This window comes from Salinigranum rubrum (assembly GCF_002906575.1).
Lineage (GTDB): Archaea > Halobacteriota > Halobacteria > Halobacteriales > Haloferacaceae > Salinigranum > Salinigranum rubrum.
On sequence record NZ_CP026309.1, the window covers coordinates 1634211 to 1657502 of the forward strand.

At 66.0% G+C, this 23292-nt stretch carries 18 protein-coding genes, 1 tRNA gene and 2 pseudogenes; 11 read left to right on the plus strand and 10 right to left on the minus strand.

The features are described from left to right. The first annotated feature begins 48 nt into the window (after positions 1-48). Positions 49-537 carry an Lrp/AsnC family transcriptional regulator gene (locus tag C2R22_RS08080; RefSeq protein ID WP_103425304.1) on the plus strand — a complete coding sequence of 163 codons (489 nt, stop codon included), beginning with the start codon at positions 49-51 and terminating at the stop codon, positions 535-537. After that, a complete protein-coding gene (locus tag C2R22_RS08085) occupies positions 534-1685 on the plus strand; it encodes a pyridoxal phosphate-dependent aminotransferase (RefSeq protein ID WP_103425305.1) in 1152 nt (383 codons plus the stop codon). The genes C2R22_RS08080 and C2R22_RS08085 overlap by 4 nt, the downstream gene beginning before the upstream one ends. 49 nt (positions 1686-1734) lie before the next feature. Here the strand turns inward: C2R22_RS08085 and C2R22_RS08090 are convergent, their stop codons facing one another. The 3 genes and pseudogenes from C2R22_RS08090 to guaB all read right to left on the minus strand — a co-directional run bounded on the left by C2R22_RS08090 (position 1735) and on the right by guaB (position 5201). Further along, positions 1735-2340 carry a HalX domain-containing protein gene (locus C2R22_RS08090; protein WP_103425306.1) on the minus strand — a complete coding sequence of 202 codons (606 nt, stop codon included), beginning with the start codon at positions 2338-2340 and terminating at the stop codon, positions 1735-1737. Between the two features lie 198 nt (positions 2341-2538). Next, a pseudogene (locus C2R22_RS08095) lies at positions 2539-3619 on the minus strand (TrmB family transcriptional regulator). Between the two features lie 91 nt (positions 3620-3710). After that, complete coding sequence (gene guaB, locus C2R22_RS08100) at positions 3711-5201, minus strand: IMP dehydrogenase (protein ID WP_103425307.1); 1491 nt, start codon at positions 5199-5201, stop codon at positions 3711-3713. 546 nt (positions 5202-5747) lie between these two features. Between guaB and C2R22_RS08110 the strand changes: the two genes are divergently transcribed. The 4 genes from C2R22_RS08110 (at position 5748) to C2R22_RS08125 (ending at position 8076) form a co-directional block, all read left to right on the plus strand. Further along, on the plus strand, positions 5748-6674 hold the full coding sequence (locus C2R22_RS08110; RefSeq protein WP_103425309.1) for a DUF5794 domain-containing protein: 927 nt from the start codon (positions 5748-5750) through the stop codon (positions 6672-6674). A 472-nt stretch (positions 6675-7146) separates the two neighbouring features. Next, on the plus strand, positions 7147-7539 hold the full coding sequence (locus tag C2R22_RS08115) for a secondary thiamine-phosphate synthase enzyme YjbQ (RefSeq protein ID WP_103425310.1): 393 nt from the start codon (positions 7147-7149) through the stop codon (positions 7537-7539). Positions 7540-7628: 89 nt separating this feature from the next. Beyond that, on the plus strand, positions 7629-7853 hold the full coding sequence (locus tag C2R22_RS08120) for a DUF5795 family protein (protein WP_103425311.1): 225 nt from the start codon (positions 7629-7631) through the stop codon (positions 7851-7853). Positions 7854-7899: 46 nt separating this feature from the next. Further along, positions 7900-8076: transfer RNA gene (locus tag C2R22_RS08125), tRNA-Trp, on the plus strand. Between the two features lie 856 nt (positions 8077-8932). On the opposite strand, the gene C2R22_RS08130 is transcribed toward C2R22_RS08125, so the two are convergent. Beyond that, positions 8933-9949: a tyrosine-type recombinase/integrase gene (locus C2R22_RS08130; RefSeq protein WP_103425312.1), complete on the minus strand. Its 1017-nt coding sequence runs from the start codon at positions 9947-9949 to the stop codon at positions 8933-8935. Positions 9950-10442: 493 nt separating this feature from the next. Between C2R22_RS08130 and C2R22_RS08135 the strand changes: the two genes are divergently transcribed. Then, complete coding sequence (locus tag C2R22_RS08135; RefSeq protein ID WP_103425313.1) at positions 10443-10925, plus strand: hypothetical protein; 483 nt, start codon at positions 10443-10445, stop codon at positions 10923-10925. Between the two features lie 356 nt (positions 10926-11281). Continuing rightward, the gene (locus C2R22_RS08140) at positions 11282-12655 is read left to right on the plus strand and encodes a right-handed parallel beta-helix repeat-containing protein (protein WP_103425314.1); all 1374 of its coding nucleotides are present in this window, start codon (positions 11282-11284) and stop codon (positions 12653-12655) included. Positions 12656-12699: 44 nt separating this feature from the next. Here C2R22_RS08140 and C2R22_RS08145 read toward each other — a convergent pair whose 3' ends face one another. Both C2R22_RS08145 and C2R22_RS08150 read right to left on the minus strand, forming a co-directional pair. Beyond that, complete coding sequence (locus C2R22_RS08145; protein WP_103425315.1) at positions 12700-13491, minus strand: GTP cyclohydrolase III; 792 nt, start codon at positions 13489-13491, stop codon at positions 12700-12702. Positions 13492-13562: 71 nt separating this feature from the next. Further along, positions 13563-13850 carry a hypothetical protein gene (locus C2R22_RS08150; protein WP_103425316.1) on the minus strand — a complete coding sequence of 96 codons (288 nt, stop codon included), beginning with the start codon at positions 13848-13850 and terminating at the stop codon, positions 13563-13565. Positions 13851-13968: 118 nt separating this feature from the next. On the opposite strand from C2R22_RS08150, the gene C2R22_RS08155 reads away from it, so the two are divergent. Then, positions 13969-14754: an HAD-IIA family hydrolase gene (locus C2R22_RS08155; protein WP_103425317.1), complete on the plus strand. Its 786-nt coding sequence runs from the start codon at positions 13969-13971 to the stop codon at positions 14752-14754. 257 nt (positions 14755-15011) lie between these two features. Then, the gene (locus tag C2R22_RS25585; RefSeq protein WP_173862787.1) at positions 15012-15152 is read left to right on the plus strand and encodes a hypothetical protein; all 141 of its coding nucleotides are present in this window, start codon (positions 15012-15014) and stop codon (positions 15150-15152) included. Between the two features lie 105 nt (positions 15153-15257). Here C2R22_RS25585 and C2R22_RS08160 read toward each other — a convergent pair whose 3' ends face one another. Next, the gene (locus tag C2R22_RS08160) at positions 15258-15665 is read right to left on the minus strand and encodes an OsmC family protein (protein WP_103425318.1); all 408 of its coding nucleotides are present in this window, start codon (positions 15663-15665) and stop codon (positions 15258-15260) included. A 104-nt stretch (positions 15666-15769) separates the two neighbouring features. Continuing rightward, complete coding sequence (locus C2R22_RS08165) at positions 15770-16189, minus strand: OsmC family protein (protein ID WP_103425319.1); 420 nt, start codon at positions 16187-16189, stop codon at positions 15770-15772. Positions 16190-16479: 290 nt separating this feature from the next. On the opposite strand from C2R22_RS08165, the gene C2R22_RS08170 reads away from it, so the two are divergent. Further along, positions 16480-20835, plus strand: a complete 4356-nt coding sequence (locus C2R22_RS08170) for a PKD domain-containing protein (RefSeq protein WP_162562420.1) — start codon at positions 16480-16482, stop codon at positions 20833-20835. Between the two features lie 181 nt (positions 20836-21016). Here C2R22_RS08170 and C2R22_RS08175 read toward each other — a convergent pair whose 3' ends face one another. Next, positions 21017-22717 (minus strand): sensor histidine kinase, encoded by a 1701-nt coding sequence (locus C2R22_RS08175; protein WP_103425321.1) that lies wholly within the window; start codon positions 22715-22717, stop codon positions 21017-21019. Between the two features lie 109 nt (positions 22718-22826). Further along, a pseudogene (locus C2R22_RS08180) lies at positions 22827-23216 on the minus strand (SRPBCC family protein); the annotation flags it as partial. Between the last annotated feature and the right edge of the window lie 76 nt (positions 23217-23292).

Consider the following 23292-nt stretch of genomic DNA (forward strand, 5'->3'; position numbering starts at 1 on the left):
TCCCGACGGTTCGCAAACGCTTTACTGCATGCGGGCACGCGAGTTCGTATGGACGAGAAGCGGGAACTGCTCGACCTGCTGCAGGACAGTGCGCGAGAGAGCACCGCCGACATCGCTCGGCAGCTCGGCATGGAGGAGGCAGCGGTCGAAACGCTCATCGCGGAACTCGAAGACGAGGGCGTCATCCGGGGCTACCAGGCCGTCATCGACTGGGGCACCGTCGAGGGCGAGCGGGTCACGGCGATGGTCGAACTCAACGTGGAACTCGACCGCGAGACGAAGTACACCGACATCTCCGCCCGCATCGCGAAGTTCCCCGAGGTCTCGGACCTCAAACTCGTCTCCGGCGACTACGACTTCGCCGTCGAGGTCGTCGGCGACTCGATGCACGACGTGTCGATGTTCGTCTCCGAGCGCATCGCGCCCATCCCCGAGGTGACCCAGACGGTGACGCACTTCGTGATGGACACGTACAAGGAGCGCGGCATCGAGTTCGGCGACCACACCGACGACGACCGGCTGAACTTCTCACCATGAAGCGCGCCGACCGAGTCGAGGCCATCCCGCCGTCGGGTATCCGGCGGTTCTTCGAAATCGCCGAGGAGATGGACGACGTCATCTCGCTCGGGGTGGGCGAACCCGACTTCAGCACGCCCTGGGCCGCGCGAACCGCGGCGATCGACTCCCTCGAACGGGGGAAGACCTCCTACACCGCCAACCGGGGGATGCGCGAACTCCGCGAGGAGATTTCGACGTACGTCCGTCGGTGGGACCTCGACTACGACCCCGACGAGGAGATACTGGTGACGACGGGCGCGTCGGAGGCTGTCGACCTCGCGGTCCGCTCGGTGGTCGACCCCGGCGACACCGTCGCTGTCCCACAGCCGTCGTACATCTCGTACGTCCCGACGGTGACGTTCGCCGGCGGCGAGACCCTCGGCGTGCCGACCTCCCACGAGGACGACTTCGTGCTCACGGCCGACGCCCTGGCCGAGGCGGGTGCCGACGAGGCCGACGCGCTCATGCTCTGTTACCCGAACAACCCGACCGGGGCGGTGATGACCGAATCGGAACTCGAAGACGTCGCCGCCTTCTGCCGCGAGCACGACCTCGTCGTCCTCTCCGACGAGATATACGCCGGCCTCCGCTACGACGACGAGCACACCTCTATCGCCTCTCTCCCCGGAATGCGCGAACGGACGGTCGTGTTCAACGGCTTCTCGAAGACGCACGCGATGACCGGGCTCAGACTGGGCTTCGCGCTCGGCCCCGCCGACGCCATCACGGCGATGAACCGCGTCCACCAGTACACGATGTTGTCGTCGCCGACGACCGCCCAGCACGCCGCCATCGAAGCGCTCCGCAGCTGTGACGACGCGGTCGAGGAGATGCGCACCCAGTTCGACCGCCGTCGTCGGTTCGTCATCTCGCGGTTCAACGAGATGGGGTTAGAGTGCTTCGAGGCGAAGGGCGCGTTCTACGCGTTCCCCTTCTGCGGTGGCGACGACGAGCAGTTCGCCGAACGGCTGTTGCGAGAGCAGAACGTCGCGCTCGTGCCCGGACGCGTCTTCGGCTCGGGAGGCGAGGGCCACCTCCGCGTCTCGTACGCGACGGGGATGGGTGAGCTACGAGAGGCGCTCGACCGAATCGAGACGTTCGTCGCCGAGCAGTGGACGGTCGCGTAGGGGTTCGCTCCGCTCTCGACCGTTCCACCAGCGCGGTGAGGTGTTCCGTTCACTCCGTCTCGTCTTCGTCGTCGTCGAACTCGACGCCTCGGCCGAGGTCGTGATACAGCGCGGAGAGGTCGTCGCCCTCCTCGAACTGTCCGAGCGTCTCGTCCAGTTCGTCCCGGAGGTCGGTGAGCTGCTCGTCGAGCTGCTGGTACTCCTCGCTCTCCGCGAGCGCGGTCGGGCCTTTTTCGGACTCCAGCAGTGCCTTCTTCGAGGCCAAGGAGAACAGCTCTTGCACGCCGGTGTCGTACGCGCTCCGCAGGAGGAGGTTCGAGGTCGTCTCGTGGAGGGCGTCCTTCGAGACCGGCTTGACGAGGTAGTCGTCGAACCCCATCGCGACGATGTCGAAGTCGGGTTCGACGGCCGTCACCATCGCCACCCGGCAGTCGAAGCCGCGCGAGCGGATCTCGGCGAGGGCCTCGTCACCTGAGAGGTCCGGCATCCGGCGGTCCAAGAGGACGACCGAGACGCTTTCGTCGAGCTTCTCCAGTGCCTCGCGACCGCCGTATGCGACCCGGACGTCGTACTCGTCGTCGAGCCAGGTCGCGTACAGGTCCGCGAGATCCGGCTCGTCTTCAACGATGAGAACGACGGGCTTCTCGTCACTCATTGGTGGGGAAAGGGTGTCTCTCGGACACTCACTCGGGCAGATGGTGTGAGAGTATATGAACGTACCCCACGCCCGAACGGGGTGGTCGTCGTGTCAGCGCCCAGCGGCGGGGTTCGCATGGCTGTATCGCAACGTGGGGCGGACCACATATAATTATTCCTGCACTCGTCGGGTTGCCGGCACGAGCCGGGTGACCGTTCATCGCGCTTCCGTCATCTCACGAACGGTAATGCGCGTCGCTTCGACGTCTTCGAGGACCGCCCCCCAGCCGCCGACCGAGTACGCCTTGCCGTCGGAGATGACGGTCAGGCTCACCTGCCCCGCAAGCTGTGAGAGCGCGGGCGAGCCGCCCGAGGCGGTCCCCCGGAGTAGTGGACGTCGGTGACGTGACCGACGAACGACATCGCCTCGCCCGTCTCGGTGTCGAAGCCGTCGACGGCGACGCGGATGCGCGCCCCGTCGTTCAGCATCGGTTCGATCTCGCGGACGCACTGGCGGATGTCGGCGTAGTCGAGGGGAGCGACGCCGACCGCGAGGAGTACACCGTGTCCCACACCTCCCACAGGCAGGTGAGGAAGTACCAGTGGAAGACGTACGTGAGCGTGTAGTCGTCGACGAGGACGCCGTACTGGTTCAGCGAGTGAGCGTGCGGCGCGAAACACGTGTTCGTCCGGTCGACGATGGCGACGAACGGCGTCGGGAGCGTGCGGTTCCTGACCTCGGTGACGACCCCGTCGAACCGCGCGATTCCCGGGATGGCCGCACCGCTCTCCTCGTCGGTGTGGATGGAGAGCTTGATGATGGCGCCGCTGTCGAACGCCCGTCGGAGCGCCGGGCGGAGCTTCTCGAACTGGGGGGGCGTCACCGCGAGTTGGACCTCGTTCTCCGCCTCGCTGATGAGTGCCTTCGCCCGGTCGAAGACGGTGTCGAACCGCTTGACGATACTCACCTTGTGCGTGTCGACCGCCGGCTCCTGCCAGCGTTCTTCGATCTCCTCGGCGGCCTCCGTCAGCATGGTCGCGCGCTCGCGGAGGTCGGCGAGCACCTCGTTCGGGTCGCGTGCGCGGGCGTGGAGGCTGTCCTGTTCGTACGTCTCGATGTACCCCTTCCCCTCGAGATCGCGGAGCACGTCGTAGATGCGGGCCGTCGGGACGGTGCAGGCGTCGGCTATCTCGGTCGCGCTCGCCGCGCCGAGCTGCAACAGCGTGTTGTACGCCTCGGCCTGATACTGCGAGAGCCCAGCCTCTTCCAGTGCGGCGCGGAGTTCGGCCGTATTCATCGATTGTGTGTCAGAACGCTCCCCGGCGTAATAACCTTCGTCACTCACACGGCGAGGAAATCGCGGGACCGAGTCGGTGTCGAGCCGCCAGCTACTGGTCGGGGCTGTAGTTCGGTGCCTCGTCCGTGATCATCACGTCGTGGGGGTGCCCCTCGGTCTGGCCGGCCGCGGAGATGCGGACCAGCCGGGAGCGCTCTTTGAACCCCGGTAGCGTCTCGGCGCCGACGTAGCCCATTCCGGACTTCATTCCGCCCACCAGCTGGTGGAGTTCGGAGGCGAGCGTCCCCTTGTACGGCGTGGCGGCCTCCACGCCCTCGGGGACGAACCCCTCGTCCTCGTCCGCGTCCTTCAGGTAGCGGTCTCCTCCTCCCGAGCGCATCGCGCCGACCGAGCCCATGCCCCGGTACTGTTTGTACTTCTTGCCGTTCATCGTGATGACGCGCCCGGGAGCCTCGTCGGTCCCGGCGAAGTACGACCCGAGCATGACGGCGTCGGCGCCGGCGGCGATGGCCTTGATGGCGTCGCCCGAGTACCGGATGCCGCCGTCGGCGATGACCGGCACGCCCGCCGGCGTGGCGACGTCGGCGACCTCCGCGACGGCCGTGATCTGGGGCATCCCCGCGCCGGTGACGACGCGCGTCGTACAGATGGAGCCGGGGCCGATACCGACTTTCAGCCCGTCGGCGAAGTCGACGCAGGCCTCGGCGGCCTCCCGCGTGCCGATGTTGCCGACGACGACGTCCGCGTCGACCTCCTCCTTGATCGCGCGGGCGGAGTCGAGGACGTTCATGTTGTGTGCGTGTGCGCAGTCGATGAAGAGCACGTCCGCATCGGCCTCGTCGGCGGCGACGGCGCGCTCCTCCTCGAAGGGGCCGACCGCGACCCCGACTCTGAGGCGCCCCTCGTCGTCGCGGGCGGCGTCCTCGTGTTCGCGCCGCTGAAGGATGCCCTGCATCGTCACGAGTCCGACCAGCCGTCCCTCGTCGACGAGGGGGACGCGCTCGATTTTGTGGTCGTACATGAGTTCGAGCGCGTCGCGGGCGGTGACGTCCTTCGTCGCGGTGATGACCTCGTCCGTCATGGCCTCCGAGACCTGGTCCGACTCGCCGACTTCGAGGAACGGCCGGATGTCGGTTCCCGAGATGATGCCCAGCACCCTGTCGTCGTCGTCGACGACGGGCGCGCCGGAGACGCCCGCGCGCTCCATCATCTCGTCGACCTCGCGGACGGTCTGCGTCGGCGAGGCGGTGACGACGTCCTCGCGGCGGATGAACAGTTCGTCGGCGCGCTTGACGGCCTCGACCTCCGCGACCGTCTCCTCGACGGTCATGTTGCGGTGGAGTACGCCGAGGCCGCCGTTGCGGGCCATCCCGGCGGCCATTCCCGCCTCCGTGACGGTGTCCATCGCCGCCGAGAGCACCGGGATGTTGATCGTGACGTTCCTCGAGACGCGCGTCGACACGTCGGCGTCGTCCGGCTCGACGCGCGACTCCATCGGCCGGAGGAGCACGTCGTCGAACGTCAGCGCCTCCGGCACGCGGAGTTTCTCCGAAAAGGGGCCAGGGTCAGCGTCCTTCGCCATATAAGCCGTCAACGAGCGGGCGACAAAAGCGTTGCGAGAACGCACGTGTGTGGGTGGTGCTGGCACCCGTTCACGAGAAGATATCCACGTTCGTGTACTGTGTGCGATATCACCTGTCACGGGAGCGGGCCGAGCGTCCGCCGGAACGGCGTCGCGGCTGTCGGAACGTATGAGTACACCTGTCGACGCAATACTTGCACGAAGTCCGTGCCGAGTCGAGAAATACTCACCTGTACGCGCCTGTCGTCGAATATTCGTCAGTCAATCGCGCTCGTACCGACTGTTCTTCTGTGACGTGCGGACGAGTCCCACACAATCTTTAATATCCTACTCCGGCATGCTTCGAACATGGACTCCGAGCGTCCCATCGCGACCCGCAGTGCCGGTCAGTCGATTCGTTCCTCCGGCAGCCGATTCTTTACAGCGATGGCACGCACATTTAAACCGTCCAACGGCGACGACGTTCACTCGAACGTCCGGTGCGAGTCCAGGTCGGGGTTGCGCCCGTATCGCCGTTCGGCCGATGGTGACGGCCGCTGACGTGAGATGAGCGTCTCTCGGCATCCGATCGCGCTCAGCATCGAGCGACAGGTGGGCAAGTCGACCCGCCTGCTCGCGACGGTGATGGCGCTGCCGCTCATCGACGGCATCTTCCCCGCCCTCGTGCTCGCCGGTGCCCTCACCTACCCGTTCGGCATCATCGAGACGGGCCTCCTGGTGTTCGGCGGCTCCGCAACCGTCGCCGTGATCCTCGCGGAGATGGACGGCTCCCCGCGCGAAATCGTCCCCTCGATCCTCGTCTTGGGGCTCGTCTTGATCCCCGTCGCGGCGATGGAGGCCGCGCTCGCACCGACCATCGAGAGCATGCTCGACATGCCGACGTTCCAGCGCTTCGCGGGCCTCGTCATCGTCGCCGTCGCCGCCAAGACGGCGAGCGCGCGGGTCGGCGAGTACCTCCCGCGTCCGGCGGTGATCATCGGCCTCGGCCTCGTCGCCAGCTTCCAGCCGGGGGGGCTCGACGTCGCGGTCTCCACCGACCCGGTCCTCATCGCGAAGGCCGCCGCGACGGCCGGCGTCGGCGTCGCGTTCGCGCTCGCCGTCGCCCTCGCGGGGCCGCAGCTCAGAGGCGCGGTCGACATCGACCGCTTCCGCTTCGGCTCCTCGGTGGCGCTCGGCATGCTCGCGCTCTCGGTCCTCCAGCTCATGCCGACGGAGGCGCCTGTCGCCCTCGGCGTCCTCGTCGTGACGGCGGTGTTCTCGTTCGACCCCGACGGGTCGTCGACGGGGAGCGAGGACGACAGCGCGGACGACGATGACCCAGTTGTCGCAGCGTCCGACGACGACCCGGCGCCCGAACCCGCAGCGCCCGCGTCGGACTCGGGCGTTCCGACGGTGGCCGACGGCGGCGACGACGCCGACGGCGACGCCTACCGCTACCCCCGGAGCGAGGATTCGCGGCTCCCCTGGCTCTGACTCGTTTCTCGGTTCTTCGTCCGGGCGTTCGGCGTGTGTTCGTGGACGTGGACGTCCTGGCGCTCACGGAGGGAGTGAGAGTCGGTGAGGCTGGCGCGGACGCCGCGGCCGCACAGCACACGGACGCGACGAGACTACGTCCTCCCCAGCCGATTCGAGCACTCCGGCACTCCGTTCGGTCGTGCACTCGTCTCTCTCGCGTGAGAGCGGGCGATATCCGCGGTTTCGCTGCTTCCCACTCGCTTTCACTCGTGAGAACGCGGCAAGCCCGCGTGACGTCACGCGCCACCACATCGGTCGGGGAGGGTGCGGCTGCGAGAACACCGCGTCCGCGTATCGCGGGGCCTCCCTGCTGGGTATCCTAAATCCGACGACGAACGCCTGCACGCGCACGGAGACGCCTCTCCCCTCCACTCGTCGGCACGAACGGGACGAACTCCTATTACCGATCCGACCCACTCCTCCACGGAGTATGCCCCGATTCACCGTCTCGACCGACGCTCGCCTGTCCGTCGTCGACATCACCGACAGCGTCCGCGACGTCGTCGCCGACGACCCTTCCGGGGCGGGCGAGCGAGTCTGCACCGTCTTCGTCGAACACACTACGGCCGGCGTCGTCGTCAACGAGGCCGAGTCGCGCCTGCTCGGCGACATGGAGGCGTACCTGTCTCAGGTCGTTCCCGACGAGCAGTGGGACCACGACGAAATCGACGGCAACGCGGACGCGCACCTCCGGACGCTCCTCTTGGGAAACAGCGTCCAGGTCCCCGTGGTCGACGGCGAACTCGCCCTCGGAACGTGGCAGTCGGTGCTGCTCGTCGAGTGCGACGGACCGCGCCAGCGGACGGTGCGCGTCGTCGTCTGACCCGCGTCCTCGACGGACTCGCTCGACAACGCGCCAGCGCGACTGTGCCGATGACGAATCCTTACGTGCCTCGCTCTCCACCCTGGCGTATGAGCAACCGCGTCGTGCAGGGCCGGATGGTAACGCCCGACAAACTCGCCGAACTCATCGAGGGCTCCCGACCGATGGAGACCGACGCCATCGAGGACGCCGACCGCGACTGTCCCGACTGCGGCGGCAACGTCATCTCGGTGGGCTACATGCCCTCCGTGACCGAGTTCGTCACGGGGTACAAGTGCCAAGAGTGCGACTGGAAGGAGACCGACCGCGAGTAGGCGAATCGAAAGCCCTTTTAATCGAATCGCCAAACGAGAGAGTGCAGGGGTCGTGGCCAAGCCCGGCATGGCGACTGACTCCAGAGGCTACCGCCCGGTGACGACACTCCAGACTGATATACCGAGCGACCGACTGATCATCGGTCGTGTTGACGACCCTCTGGAGAACCGAGGCGCGACCGGAGATATCAGTCGATCGGGGGTTCAAATCCCTCCGACCCCACTATCACTTTTCACGCTCCCTCAGGACCCCGAATCGCAATACTGCTCTTGATTCAGGGGCTTCCTCCACTTGATTCGACAACACCCGATGAGGGGTCGGCCCCGGAGCCGTGCAGGGGATACCAGCAGTGTGGGAGTTGAACCCCGAGAGTGATATATCGCTCCCTGAAATCAAGCAGACAATCAACCCGCTCAGTCGGTGTCCTCTTTATCATGACGCCCCTCAAACACCATCTCCTCAGACGTGTGGTCAACGAAAACGTGGTCTGGAGTCGGTCCCGTGTACGAGATTGTAACCGTGTATCTCAGCAGTGTTTCCTCAAGTGTGCATGGTCGCTCCAGCGTTGGGGGATGATAATTGTCGAAAACGACCACTGACAAGCCATCAGATTGCGGATTGAAATACACCTGCTCAAGTTCAGTTGAACGACAAGACCGCCCACCACTTGGGAATTCCCCCTGAATTCGGATTGTATCGTCGTCGGTGAAGTTGACAGACGCGGAATGATTGAGCGTCGGTGGAAGCGGACCGTCAGCCCCACCGATAGATACAGAGAAATTCACGCTAGTAACATTGAATACGGATTGATTGGCCGTATCCTGCCGTGAGTTCGTTTCAGTTGAACTGGCTCCTCCGGGTGTGTTCTGTTCACTTATTGGAGTCTCAGATGAGACTAACTGCTCCCGTGTTGGGGGTTCGTTCGGACTCATTCCGCAACCAGCGACCAATGTAAGGACGACACAGAAGACTAACAACCGTTTAGTCATGTAGATGTCAAATCACACTAACGAATAAAGTCTTCCGACGAGTTGGGTATCCTAATAAAGAAGGCTAAGTTCTATATAAATATAGAACCTTACAGCAGGTCGAAGAACCTGTCTCGTCGCTTCCGCTTCTCCTCCTCTTTTGCCGCGTCGTAGTGCGCGTCCAGAACGTCTACGCCGACGTTCGCTCGTTCCGCGAGGTGTTCCTTTGGATAGTTCTGATTCAGCGCGTAGGTGATGGCCGCTCGGCGGAGCGGGTGTGGACTCACGGACGATGGACAGCCGGACGCTTCCCGCTTCTTTACGGCCCACTCGCACGTCGCCTGTTCTTTGTCGTGCGGACACTCACCAGCGTAGATACACGGACGAGTGACCGCGTAGAGGTTCTTCCGGTACGTGTTCGCCGTGACTCGCTGTTGGTAGGTGGTGAATAGCGGTCGTCGGTCGTCGGCGTCTTCCAGTATATCTACGCGCTTGTGGCCGATGTAGTCGTTCAGTACCGATTGCGTCTCGTCGTCAATTCGGACCTGACGTTGACCGTCGAGTTTGTTCTTGAGCGGAGTCCCGGTATCCGGTCGGTGTACCACGTTGATGAGTCCCTGCTCTCGGTCGTAATCTTCGAGGTCGAGCGCGAGAACGGTCCCGATTCGGAATCCGGTGTGCCAGATGAGTTGCGTGATGGCGTGTAGCCGAGTCGCGTACTCGAACTTGCGAAGGAAGTCGAGAACCGCTTTCATCTCGTCCTCCTCGATTACAGTGTCGGATACCATCTTCGGGTGGTTCTTTGGCGGCACGTCGATTTTGTCCGCCAGCCCCCCCTCGACTATTCCGCCCTGCTCGCACCACCGGATGAACACCCGAAGGGCGCTCAGATTGTTCCGAAGCGTGGCGTACGCGATTTCCTCGGACTTACGCTCCAACTTGAACTGCTTGATGTGGTAGGGCGTGATTTGCTCCGTATACTGGACGCCTTCATTCTCGCAGAACTCGATGAACTGCTTAAGCGGGTAGCGGTAGTTCCGCCACGTCGATTCTGACACCATCCCTTTTCGGTCAGTGAGGAAGTCTTCGACCGCCCGTTCGACACTCAGCTTTGGTATATCGGACATGACTTTGGTCTGTTGTTGAGTATCACAGACGGACGGGTCCGGAGGCCGTGCAGTAGTTCGGTTTGCGGTCCGCGAGCGGAGCGAGCGGCGGGGGTGATAATCCCTCCGACCCCACTTCTCTCGGAACTCACCTCCGAGCGAGCGCTCCGTCGCTCGCGGACCGCGTGAGTTCCATGTGACGTTGACGAGGAGGATTTGAACCCAGAGGACGAGCGAAGCGAGGTCCTCGTGGTTCAGAATCCCTCCGACCCCACTTCGCGCTCAATTTTCCCAGAACGGACAGTATAATGCTCCTACTGCCAGTTTCCGTCGAGACCCAGCAGATTTCATCGGGAGACATGAACCCCTAAGGGATTCAAGTCTCAGCTGGAGTCTTGTTGAGAACGGGGCGGCATGTTCTCGCCCTGCTCGGCACTAACAATCAGATTCCGAACAGGAGTTGAAGAGGTGGGTTAATTGGATCTCAGATATGTATGGATGCCGAGCAAATACCATGGCGCCTGTTCAGACTCTACTGACGGTTGGCGGATTAGGGCTGGACGTTATCGGTGCGGCGATTATCGCTCTTCCCGACATTCCGAGAGCGAACTTAGTTCTCTGGTCTGCACGTGTCAGGCGGGGGTTGAGCGACATGGAAAGTAACGGACTGAGAGAAGGAGAGACGGGTTACAGCGAAATCAAAGATGAGTTGGAGAATATTTATCGACTGGACTTTCCCGATGAGGTGTGGGCCGTGAGAGTAGGCTTCTACACCATGTCACGATACGGATTCGAGTCAGTTTACTTGTTTGTGGACCCCGAGGATGAAGATGAACAGAAGGCGCTCGGCAAGGAGTTAGGACTGCCAGTCGATTATAGGGTCGCCCGCGAGACGATTCAACAAAAGATAGACACGTGGCAGGCTGGCGTGAGAGGATTCGGCTTCTTATTGCTTGCCACCGGGTTTCTTCTTCAGATAGTGGGCAACCTCATCTAACCGTTTCATAACAAGTCGAGGTACTCCTTCCTACCCTGCCGTTCCTGATCCTTCTTCGGAGCGTCGTAGTGCTTGTTCAGCGGCTCGACTGATACATCCACCCGTTCGGATATCGTCTCCGTCGGTCATCCATTGATCGATGAGGTACGTAATCGGGCCGCGCCGAACCGAGCGAACCTTGTCAGGCACACTGTCTAGTGATACGGCCCGAGACCGTGGTGAACAACGGTTCTCGTCCGTACTCGCTCGTCGCTCTCTCATGCTTCTCCTCGTTCGCCCCCGGTCACCCCGCGTTCGTCACGAACGAACATTCACTCTCGCGTGATTTATATCGCTTCGCCGCCACAACGTAACGTATGACACGTCCCCGACGGAGCGGACGCCCCTCCTCACCGTGGCGCTCACGTCGGCAGTTCCTCACGGCAACGGGTGCGACCGCCGTCGCGGGGCTGTTGGCCGGGTGTGGCGGTCGGAGCGGCGACCCAGCGAGCAGCCAGACGCAATCGACGCCGGAGTCGACTCCGACCCCGGAACCGACGCCGACCGAGACGCCGACGCCGGCACCGACCGGACTCGAAGGTACGTACTTCGTCGACCCCGTCAACGGCGACAACGAGTTCGCCGGCAGCAGCCCCGACACCGCCTTCGCGAGCCTGCAGCCGCTGACCACGAACGGCCGGGTCGACCTCGAACCGGGAGACGTCATCAAGCTCCGCGCGACGGCGCCCATCGTCATCGAGGACAACGTCGACTTCTACCTCCAGAAGGCGACGGCCGAGAACCCCATCGTCATCGAGCCGTACGGCGACGGCCGGCCGGTCCTCGACGCGAACGGGGTCGAGGGCTCCGCGATTCGGCTGGAGGGCGCGCAGTACATGACGCTCCGCGGCTTCGAGCTAAAAAACGCCGGGAGCGACGGCATCCAGGTCCCCGGTGCGGCGAACGGGAGCCAGCAGGCCATCGGCTGCGTCTTCGAGGACCTCCTCGTCCACCACTACGGACAGGGAGACAGCACCGAGGGGAACGGTATCGGTTTCTACCGCGACTCGTACGACCACGTCGTCCGCGACGTCGTCTGCCACCACGGTGCCGTCGACGACAACTCCGACGGGTTCTACATCGGCGGGCAGAACCGCCGGTTCAGCGGCGGCCACCGCTTCGAGCGCTGCGTCGCGTACCGCAACGCCGACGACGGCTTCGACTTCTTCCGGTGTGACCCCGAGCGCCCGAGTAGCCTCGTCGACTGCGTCGCCTTCGGTAACGGCCGCGACGGCGAGGGGGCGACCGGCGACGGCAACGGCTTCAAGATGGGCGGCGGGTGGCGCACCGGCGGCAACCACGTCGTCCGCGCCCGGTCGTTCGGCAACGATGCCATCGGCTTCGACTGCAACGGCGCGAGCGCCGCGAACACGTTCGACAACTGCACCGCCTACGACAACGGCACGTACGGCTTCGAGTTCACCGGCGACACCGACCCGGACCACGTCGTCCGCAACTGCATCGCGTTCGAGAACAGCGACGGGCCGGCGAACCTCCTCTACAACGCCCAGTCGGAGGCCAACACCTGGAACCTCGAAATCGACGACCCGGACTTCGCCAGCGTCGTCAGGGACGAGGAGGCGTTCCTCCACCTCACCGCGGACTCCCCGTGCATCGACGCTGGCGTCGACGTCGGCGTGTCGTACGTCGGCGCGGCGCCGGACCTCGGCGCGTTCGAGTTCCAGACCTGAACGCCGTCTTCAGCCGTCGGTCGGCGGCGGCCGACAGTCGGTCGTCAGTCGGACTCGGCCTCCGCCGGTTCGGCGCCGCTCCCGAACTCGACTGTCGTCCCGTCGTGTCGACAGACCTCCAGCGCGTGCTTCGCCGCGAAGCCCGCGTCGTGGGCGTTCGTCCCGGCGCCGACGCCGACTTTCAGTTCGACACCGACGCTCTCTTCGACGTGGGCGATGGCGTCGTGGTACTGCGTCGCAGAGAGCGCCGGACAGACCGCGATGATGTTGTCGCCGCCGACGAAAAAGGAAAGCGCGTCGTGTTCCTCGCGCATGTAGCGCATCACGGCGGCGTACCCCTGCTCGATCTGGATGAACGAGTCGAACTCGTTGAGCTGGTCGGTGTACTTGCCGGTGGCGTCGTTGACGTCGAAGTGGGCGATGTGGACGTCCGTCTCCGTTCGGTGCTCGTCGGAGAGGGGTGTCCCTCGCAGCACCTGTCGACGGGTGCTGTCCTGGGCGCTACCGACCTGCTGGAGCCTCTCGGTCGCGTGTTCGAGCGCGACGGCGGGCCGTTCGTCGACGCCGATGCCGAGGCTCACCGTCACCGGGTAGCGGTTGCCGATCGACTCCTGGAGGAGGGCGTGGTCCTCCCCGTCCAGGCCGTTCGTGACCGCGACCATGTTGTCGAACCGGGTGAAGAAGACGTAGCCGTCCCGCGCTCCGATGAAGTTCGCGAGGTCGGCGAAGAGCCGCGACTGCATGGTCTGGAGGTCCATCTCACGGCGCGGTTCGGGGGTGACCGTCCACGGCCCGTAGTTGTCGATCTGGACGAGAGTGAGCTGCGTGTTCGTCACACTCGGGGTGTAGGAGGGGGAGAATATCCCTCCTTTGGTTCACCGCCCCACGGATCGACGGTTCAGCCGACTCACCGACTCGCCGTCGTCCCCCACCCGCCGCCGACCCGTGACCGGACGGCCGTGATGCCGACGAGGAGCGCGAGCCACGTGACGAGCCAGACGAACGCCCAGACGAACACGATAGCCGTCGTCGACAGCAGCGGAAGGACGCTCACGACGGCGACCACGACCGAGTAGCCGACGGCGAGCGCGACGACGGCCACCGCCAGGCTCACCACCCCACAGGTCGCCTGTCCGAACCGTCCCACCGGCGTCCACCCCTCGACCGGACAGCGTCTCTGTTTCCCCCAGTTCATGAGCAATGGTAACACGCCACTCAACTTAACGATTCCTCACGTCGCGGGGCGAACCATCCAGAAGCGATTCGGGTGGAGAGCCGACAGCCTGAACTCCCCTGCCTCCTCCGGTGCAGATATGCTCAACGGGGTCATCCTCGACGTCGACGGCACCGTCGTCCGCGGCGACGAGGCGTTGCCGGGCGCGCGCGCAGGCCTGGACCTCATCGCCGACAGCGGTCTGCGCCGCCTGTTCGTCTCGAACAACCCGACGAAACCAGCAGTCGCCTACGAGGCGCGCTTCGCCCGCGCGGGCTTCGACGTCTCCTCCGAGGAGATAGTCACCGCCGCGACCGTCACCTCCTCGTACCTCGACCAGCACTACCCCGAAGAGGCCCACTTCGTCGTCGGCGAAGCGGGCCTCCGGACGCTCCTGTCGGAGGCGGGTCTCTCGCTCACCGCCGACCCCGCGGAGGCGACGGTCCTCGTCGCGTCCATCGACCGCGCGTTCGACTACGACACGCTCTGTACGGCGATGCGCGTCCTCGCCGAGGAGTCGGTGGCGTTCGTCGGCACCGACCCCGACATGGTCATCCCGACCGCCGCGGGCGACATCCCCGGGTCGGGCGCGGTCATCCACGCCATCGCGGGCGTCGTCGGCCGCGACCCCGACATCGTCCTCGGCAAGCCCTCCGAACCCGCTCGCGACCTCGTCGTCTCGACGCTCGGCCTCGACCCTCGCGAGTGTCTGGTCGTCGGCGACCGCCTCGACACCGACATCGCCTTCGGTGTCGCGGCGGGGATGACGACCGCGCTCGTCCGAACCGGCGTGACCGACGACGCCGACCTCGCCGCCTCCGACATCGAACCCGACTACGTCCTCGACTCACTCGCCGACCTCTACGAAGTCGACGGACTGGGCTGACGCGGCGCCCCCGTGACTGCCCTCGTTCCCCCCTCCTGCACAGCCGTTACTGTCGCTCGCGTTTCTCGGACGCACCCCTGGCGAAGGTACTCGCAATCTGCGGCGACTTCGGTGAGGACTCCGAGACGACCGATCCCCAGGTGCTCGACGCCGTCCGGCACTTCTTCGACGAGGACAGGTCCGTCGCGGCGAACGGCGCGCCCCGGTCGTGAGCGTCTGACGAAGAGTTAAATACTTGCCGTGTGCTACCAATGTTCATGGACGAACCGGTCGAAGCACCGAACAGCCCGTACGTGTTCCGCGAGGAGCGCGAGTCACCCGCGTCACACGACCCCGAGGAACGGGAAGTCGTCATCGTCGACGGGCGGGCGATGAGCTATCGGATGTACCGGCGGTAGCCCCTTCTCTCGCGCGTCCCGCTCACGTGAGGAGTGACGACCACAGCGACGGCTCACGGTGTTCGCAGCGAAAAATCGGGGAAAATCGAACGACGGTCGGTCCGCTTAGCCCTGGATGTCCGCGCCGCCGTGGACCGTGATGTCCGCGTGGAGGCCCTCACGGAGCGCGGCGTGGACGTGGCAGATGCCCTCCGCGCGTTCCGTGATGTCGGCGAGCGTCTCGTCGTCGAGGTCGGCCTCGACGTAGATGTCGAACCGGATCGCCGAGAGGTCGTCGTCGTCGTCGAGGTCGGCCTCCGCGTCGATCTGTATCTTGCCGAGGTCGTCGTTGCCCGTCTGTTGCCCGCCGACGCGGAACGCCGGGAGGAAACAGGAGGCGTAGTCCGCGACGAGCACCTGGTTCGGTGTCGGGCCGTCGTCGCCGAGGGCGTCGACGTCGAGGGTGAAGTCGCCGACCTGACTCTTCGAGGCGAAGCCGTCCGTGCTGAGTGTGTGCGTCTGGATATCCGCCATGACATCGTACACACCGGACCGGACGGGCATAAAAACTGATGACTCGGGTCGTCGCTGTGCACGACCCCCCGGACCGTCCCGGGCCTGCGTCGCGTCGAGCGGCCTCAGACGAGCGTCGCGTCGAGCGAGATTTCCGCGCCCGCGAGCACCCGTGAGACGGGGCAGTTCTCCTTCGCCCCCTCCGCGTACTCCATGAACGTCTCGGCGTCGATGCCGGGTACCGACGCCTCGACGACGAGTTCGATGGTGTCGATGGTGCCGCTCTCCGTGTCGAGGTGGACGTTCGCCGTCGTGTGGACGCGTTCAGGCTCGTGCCCGTCGGAGGCGAGTTCGTTCGCAAGCGCCATCGAGAAACACCCCGCGTGTGCGGCTCCGATGAGTTCCTCCGGGTTGGTCCCCTCACCGTCTTCGAACCGCGAGACGAACGAGTACGACCCCTCGAAGGCGCCGCTCCCGAGCGACAGGTGCCCCTCTCCGTCCTTCAGGTCGCCTTCCCACGTCGCGTCCGAGCTTCGAGTTGGCATACGGGTAACAGGACGCGGCGAAACGGCATAAACGCTTTCGCGAACCCACACCGGCGTCGGAGTCCACGCGTGCCAATCCCCCTCGTCCAGCGACGAGAGTTAGGCGCGACGAGTCCCGAGGAGCGAACGAGGGGATGACCGACGACCGTTGGCGGTCGGCACCGATCGATAAAAACCCATCACCTGCCACAAAATTTCACATTTGATATTCTAGTGGCGGGATTTTTGTAACCGCTCGTTCGTACCGTTCTCAGGACAATCATGTGGGAGACCTCGAACCGGAGAACCGCGTGCACCGACTGACGTTCGATAGGTCTCGAAGGGTCACCCTCGTCGCCGTCGTCATCGCCGTCCTCCTCGGATCGGCCCCCTCGGCTGGTCTCGTGGGATTCGTCGGCGTCGTCCAGGGGGCCGGTTGTACGACCATCTCGGAGTCGACGACTATCACCTCCCCGGGGTGTTACGTCATCGGCGGCGGCGTCGAGGAACACGAGGACGGGGACTACATCCGAATCGAGGCGAGCGACGTCGTCCTCGACGGCGGGGGCCACACGCTCGACGGTGGCGGGAACAACAACGCGGTCCACGTCGACGGCTCGTACTCGAACGTCACGGTCCGGAACCTCGTCGTCGAGAACTGGGACCGCGGGATTTTCGTCAAAGACGTGACGGACGCCACGGTCCGCGACGTCGTCGGGCGCTCGAACAAGCACGCCGTCGAGTTCGACGCGACAGTCTCCTCGACGGTCGACAACGTCTCGGCCTCCGAGAACACGGAGTACGGGGTCTACGTGAAGGGCGGAACGGACACGACGGTCACGGACAGCACGGCGACGAACAACGGGCGGTCCGGACTGTTCGTGGACGCGTACGAGGTGACGGTCACCGATGTCGTCGCCGACTCGAACACCGAGCACGGGGTCTACCTGAAAGACGTATCCGGAGGGACGGTCCAGCGCGCCACCGCGACCGGAAACACCCGCCACGGAATCGCCCTCGACGGGAGCCCCGACTCGGTCATCGTCGACTCGACGGCGGACACGAACGGCGAAGACGGCGTCCACGTCCACCACAGCGACCGCAGCACCGTACGAAACGTGACCGCGACCGGGAACACCCGCCACGGCATCGCTCTCGAAGACAGCACCGACTCGGTCGTCGTCGACTCGACGGCGGACGCGAACGCCGACGCCGGCATCAGAGTCCACCACAGCGACCGCACCCTCGTCCGGAACGTCGCCGCCGCCGACAACGCCCACGGCGTTCACCTCTCCTCGGCGACCACGACGCTGAACGACAGCACGCTCGCCTCGAACGACGAGGGCGTTCGACTGACGAAACACGTCCACACCGTCGAGAACGTCACCCTCACGTCGAACACCTACGGCGTCTACCTCGACGAACCCGACGACAACGTCGTCCGGGGGAGTCGGATCAACGCGAGCACCACCGCCGGCATCTACTTCCCCGACGACAAGCCCGAGAACAACCTCCTCTACGACAACTACCTCAACAACTCCGCGAACGTCGTGTTCGACGGGAGCGTCCCCCAAACCGACTGGAGCGTCTCGCGGCGGACCAAGACGAACGTCATCGGCGGGTCGCTCGTCGGCGGCAACTACTGGGCCGCCCCCGACGGGAACGGACCGAGCCAACTGTACGACGACGCCGACGGCGACGGCTTCCTCGACACGCCGTACGCCGTCGCGAGCGGCACCACCGACGAACTCCCGCTCACCGACGTGACCGCGGCGTTCGCCGTGACTCCCGCCTCCGCCGACTTCGGCACCGTCGCGTTCGGGTCGACGGCGACGCGGTCGTTCACGGTCGAGAGTCGCGTCGGGAGCGACGTGACGGTCGACTCGTTCGACCTCTCGGGCGACGCCTCCTCGTTCTCGGTTTCGACCGACCCCGCGCCCGTCACCCTGTCGACGGGCGCGACGACGACCGTCGAGGTGACGCTCTCGCCGACGACGACCGGCAGCCTGTCGGCGACGCTCACGGCGGACGCCTCGGCCGACGCGTACGACACCGACACCGCGCTCACGGCGGCGGTCACGGACAGCACGGACCCGACCGCGAGTACCCTGGCCGATACGACGGTCGACGAGGACACGTCCGTCTCGTTCGACGGGTCGGGGTCGACGGACAACGTCGGTATCGTCTCGTACTCGTGGGCGTTCGGCGACGGCGCGACGGCGACCGGCCAGACGCCGACCCACACCTACGAGACGCCCGGGACTTACAGCGCGGACCTCACCGTGACAGACCTCGTCGGGAACACCGACACGGCGACGCGCACCGTCACCGTTCAGGACGTGACGGCACCCGTCGCCGACGCCGGGTCGAACCGGACGGTCCACGTCAACACCGCGGTGTCGTTCGACGCGGGCGGGTCGACTGACAACGTCGGGGTCGACTCGTACTCGTGGGACTTCGGCGACAGCAGCGGGACCAACGGGGAAACCCCGACGCACACCTACGGCTCGACCGGCACCTACCAGGTCCAACTCGACGTGACCGACGCTGCCGGGAACACCGGCACCGACGACATCACCGTCGAGGTCGTCGACACGACGTCGCCGCTCGCGCTGCCCGGCGGGGACCGCACGGTCGACGAGGATTCGAGCGTGGCTTTCGACGGCTCGGCCTCGACCGACGACACCGCAATCGTCTCGTACGACTGGGACTTCGACACCGGCGACACTGCCACCGGTGTCAGCCCATCGTACACGTTCAGCGACCCCGGCAACTACACCGTCACGCTCACCGTCGAGGACGGGGGCGGGAACGTCGCGTCGAACGAGACGCGCGTCACCGTTCGGGACGTGACGAACCCGACCGCCGACGCGGGCTCCGACGCGACGGTCGACGAGGGCTCCCCGCTCTCCTTCGACGGGAGCGGGTCGACGGACAACGTCGGCATCGACTCGTACTCGTGGACCTTCGGCGACGGGAACAGTTCGACCGGCCCGCAACCGAGTCACACCTACGCCACACCCGGGACGTACGCCGCGACGCTCACCGTGACCGACGGCGCGGGCGAGACGGCGGCCGACACGCGCGTCGTCACGGTCCGCGACGTGACCGCCCCGGCCGTCGACGGTCTCGACGACCGGACCGTTTCGGTCGACGAGTCGGTCGCGTTCGACGCGAGCGGGTCGACGGACGGCGTCGGGGTCGACTCGTACTCGTGGGGCTTCGGCGACGGGTCGACCGCGACCGGCGCGACCCCCACACACGCCTACGAGACGCCGGGAACGTACACCGTGACGTACACGGCGACGGACGCGGCAGGCAACGGTAACACGACGACTGCGACGGTGTACGTCTCGGACACGGTCGCTCCCACCCCCGACACCGGCGGCGACCGGACCGTCTCGGTCGGCGAGTCGGTCGCGTTCGACGCGAGCGGGTCGACGGACGACGTCGGCGTCGCCGCGTATCGCTGGTCGTTCGCCGACGAAACCGACGTAACCGCCGCGACCACGACCCGGACGTTCGAGACGAGCGGGACCTACTCGGCGACGCTCACGGTCCGCGACGCGGCCGGGAACCGCGCGTCCGAGACGGTCCTCGTCACCGTCGAAGACGAGCCGAACGAAAGCTCGGGTGGCGGCGGGAGCGGGGGTGGTGACGGCGGTGGCAGTGGGGTCGGGAGCGGTGGTGTGACCGCCCCGTCGACCGCAGCGCCGACGAGTCCCGACGAGTCCGACGCGGCGTCCGAGCCGACGGTTCAGACGGCGGAGACGACCGTCAGCGCCGACGAACCGACGTCCGTCGACCTCTCCACGGACGGTGACGCCGCGACTGCCCCGCCGGTCGGCGTCACGGACATCGGGTTCACGCCCGCGGTGAGCGAGGAGGTCTCGCTCCAGGTCACCTCGGCGCAGAACCTCGACGGCTCACCCGCGTTCGACCGCGACGACAACACCGAACTCCTCTCGAACGTCCGGGTCGACCACTCCATCGACAACGCCGACGTCTCGGACGTCGAAATCGGCTTCCGCGTCTCGAAGGACCGACTCGCGGGCCTCGGCGTCCCCGCCGAGGACGTCGCGCTCTACCGACACCAGGAGGGAACCTGGGCAGAGCTTCCGACGACAGTCGTCGGCGAGACCGCCGACGCGTACGCCTTCCGCGCGTCCTCTCCGGGGCTCTCCGAGTTCGCGGTCGGTGCGAAACAGCCCAACTTCGCCCTCCAGACCGTCCGGGTCGCCGTCGAGGAGATCCGGGTCGGCGACGACATCCAGGTGTTCGTCCGCATCACCAACGACGGCGGGGCCGACGGCTCGTTCGTCGCGAACCTCGTCATCGACGGCGAGGTGGTCGAGAACCGTGAACTGACCATCGCCGCCGGCGGCCGCCGACAGGTCCGGTTCGCCCGACCCATCGGCGCGGTCGGTTCGTACACCGTCCAGGTGAACGACGCGCTCGCCGGCGAGGTCATCGTCACGAGCGGCGACGGCGACGCCACCGCCTCGTCCGCGTCCTCGTCAGCGTCGAGCACCGACACGGACTTGGGAACCGAAACCCAGGGAGGCGAACCCGCGACGTCGGGTCCCGACGCCGGAACGCTCGGCGTGGTCGGCGTCGGCGTGCTCGTCCTCCTCGGACTGGTCGGCTACTACCGACGGGAGTCCTGAACGGTCGCGCTTCGCGCTCTGTTCCGTTCTCTCCGCCTTTACTCGGTTCCTATCGTCTGTCTTCCCGCTCTCCTCGGCTGTATCCCCACCGCTGTATTCCGCTCTCCTCGGCTGTATCCCCACCGCTGTCTTCCCGCTCTCCTCGGCCTGTCTCTCGTTCCGCCTCTCCCCCTCGTCGAGGCTACGAACCGTCGGCCGCCCGCGGGAGCGACACGGTGACGACCGTCCCCCGCGGCTCGTTGTCGGCGAAGTCGAGCCGCCCGCCGGAGTGTTCGACGAGCCACCGCGAGAGCCACAGTCCGACCCCGCTCCCGTGTTCGAGCGCCGTCTCGTGGCCCTCGGTCACGGCCTCCAGTTCGTAGTCGGAGATGCCGGGGCCGTTGTCCCGCACCACGATGCGAACCTCGCCGCTCACACGGCTGTCGGGACCGTCGGTGTCCAGCGGCGCGTCCCCTCCGTCCGTCTCGCCCGCCGTCCTCGCCGAGACCGACACCTCGACGCAGGGAGCGGCCGTGTCGTTGTGTTCGCAGGCGTTCTCGACGAGGTTCCGGACCGCCTCCTCGACCGCCGGCGCGGCGAACGCCGTCGCCGCCGACCCTGGCGGGAGGTCGGTCGTGACCGTCGTCTCGGGGTACGACGCCCCGACGTCGGCGACGACGCGCTCGACGAGCGAAGCGACGTCGAGTTCCCCGCGCTCGGTCGCGGTGTCGTCCAGTCCCTCGTCGATCCACCGCGCTTTCTCCCCGAGGTCGACCAGGTCCCCTCCCGTCGTCTGGATGGTCGCGGCCGCGGACGCGACCAGTTCCCCGTCGGCGCGCTCCTCGATGAGGTCGGCGTACCCGAGGATGACGTTCATGTCGTTGCGGAGGTTGTGCCTGAGGATGCGGTTCAGAACGGAGAGCCGCTCCTCGCGCTCGTGGACCGCGGCCTCCCGTGCGGCCAGCCCCGCCGAGAGTTCGTTGAACCCCTCCCCGATCTGTATCCACTCCTCGCTGGCGGAGAGGTCCAGCGAGTGACCGTGCTGGCCGTCGAGGAGCGACGAGAAGCCCTCCAGCAGGCGGTCGGTCTGTCGGAGGTTCATGCGCGATTCCCACACCCAGAAGCTGACGACCGAGAGCAGTACGAGGAGGAGGCCGACCCCCTGTGCGACCGCCAGCGTCTGGAGCTGAGCGTTCAGCTGTGAGCGGTCGCGCTCGACGGTGAGTTGCCACCCGACGCCGTCGACGCGGGCCGTCCCGGTCAGCACCTGCTCGAACCGCTCGTCGCTGTCGAACAGGACCGTGTCGCTGGCCGTGACGGTCACGCGCTGTCGCCGCGTGTCGAGCGTGGCGACCGGGCCGAGCAGGGTGTCGGTCGAGACGTACATCGACGCGGCGAACACGCCCTGGAGGCCGTCGTCGGTGATGATCGGCGCGCTGACGACGACGAGATACCGGTCCCTGCCGGGCACCGCCTCGGGCGCGGAGACGTACGAACTCCGCCGCGTCGCCTCCACGAAGTACGCCTCGTCGGAGACGTCGCTCCCGATGGTTTCGCGCCGGACCGACTCGTCGATCTGTCCGCCGAACGCCACGACGGTGCCGTTGGCGGCGACGACCTGCGCGGCGAAGAAGCGGCTGTTGTTGACCACGCCTCCGATGGTCGTCCCGCTCTTCGAGACGTTCGCCGTCGCCGGCTGCGAGGCGACGTAGCCGATGTAGTCGCGGCGCTCACGGACCCGGGTAGCGATCTGGTCGGCCGCCAGCGCCGCCGACTCGTCGACGCTCGCCTGGTTTCGCTGGAGCGTCTCCTGCTTGTACAGTTCGAGCCCGCCGTAGGTGAGGCTCGACAGCACGAGCGTCACGACGATGAGCAGGACGACGAACGTGGTTCTGAGTTTCATCTCTCCTCGGGCGCTCGTGGGACACGGACGCCGTACACTGTCCGAGCAGAGCGCGCGCCCCCTCTAAAGTACGCTGGCGCGAGTATCGCGCGCGAAAATCAGGCGTTCGTCAGTTCGACTCGACGGACCGGCGGAGTCGAGAGAGCGTCTCGTCGAGTTCCCGCTCGTTGTACGCCCGGACCACCGGATCGAACAGCCGAGCCAGCGGACCGCCCGGAACGGTGAACGTCGCTTCGCAGGTGACGAGCGTCCCGTCTCCATCGGGTCGGAGCCGCCAGTCCATCTCGCCGTCGATCCCTCCCCGAAGCTCGAATCGGAGCCGATGTGGCGGGTCGTGTGCGACTGCTTCGACCGACCCCCGGAGCGGGAGGCCGAACAGCCGGTAGGTGTAGCCCGCGCGATGACCCCCGTCCGGGAGGGGTTCGACCTCGTGGACCGACGAGATACTCGGCGAGATGCGCTCGTGGTTCGACGGCGTGTCGAGGAACGCGAACACGTCCTCGGGGGTGCGGGAACCCGTTCGGTCGCGGAGACGGTCACCATCGTCGGTCGTACGGTGCCGACGGAAAAAACAG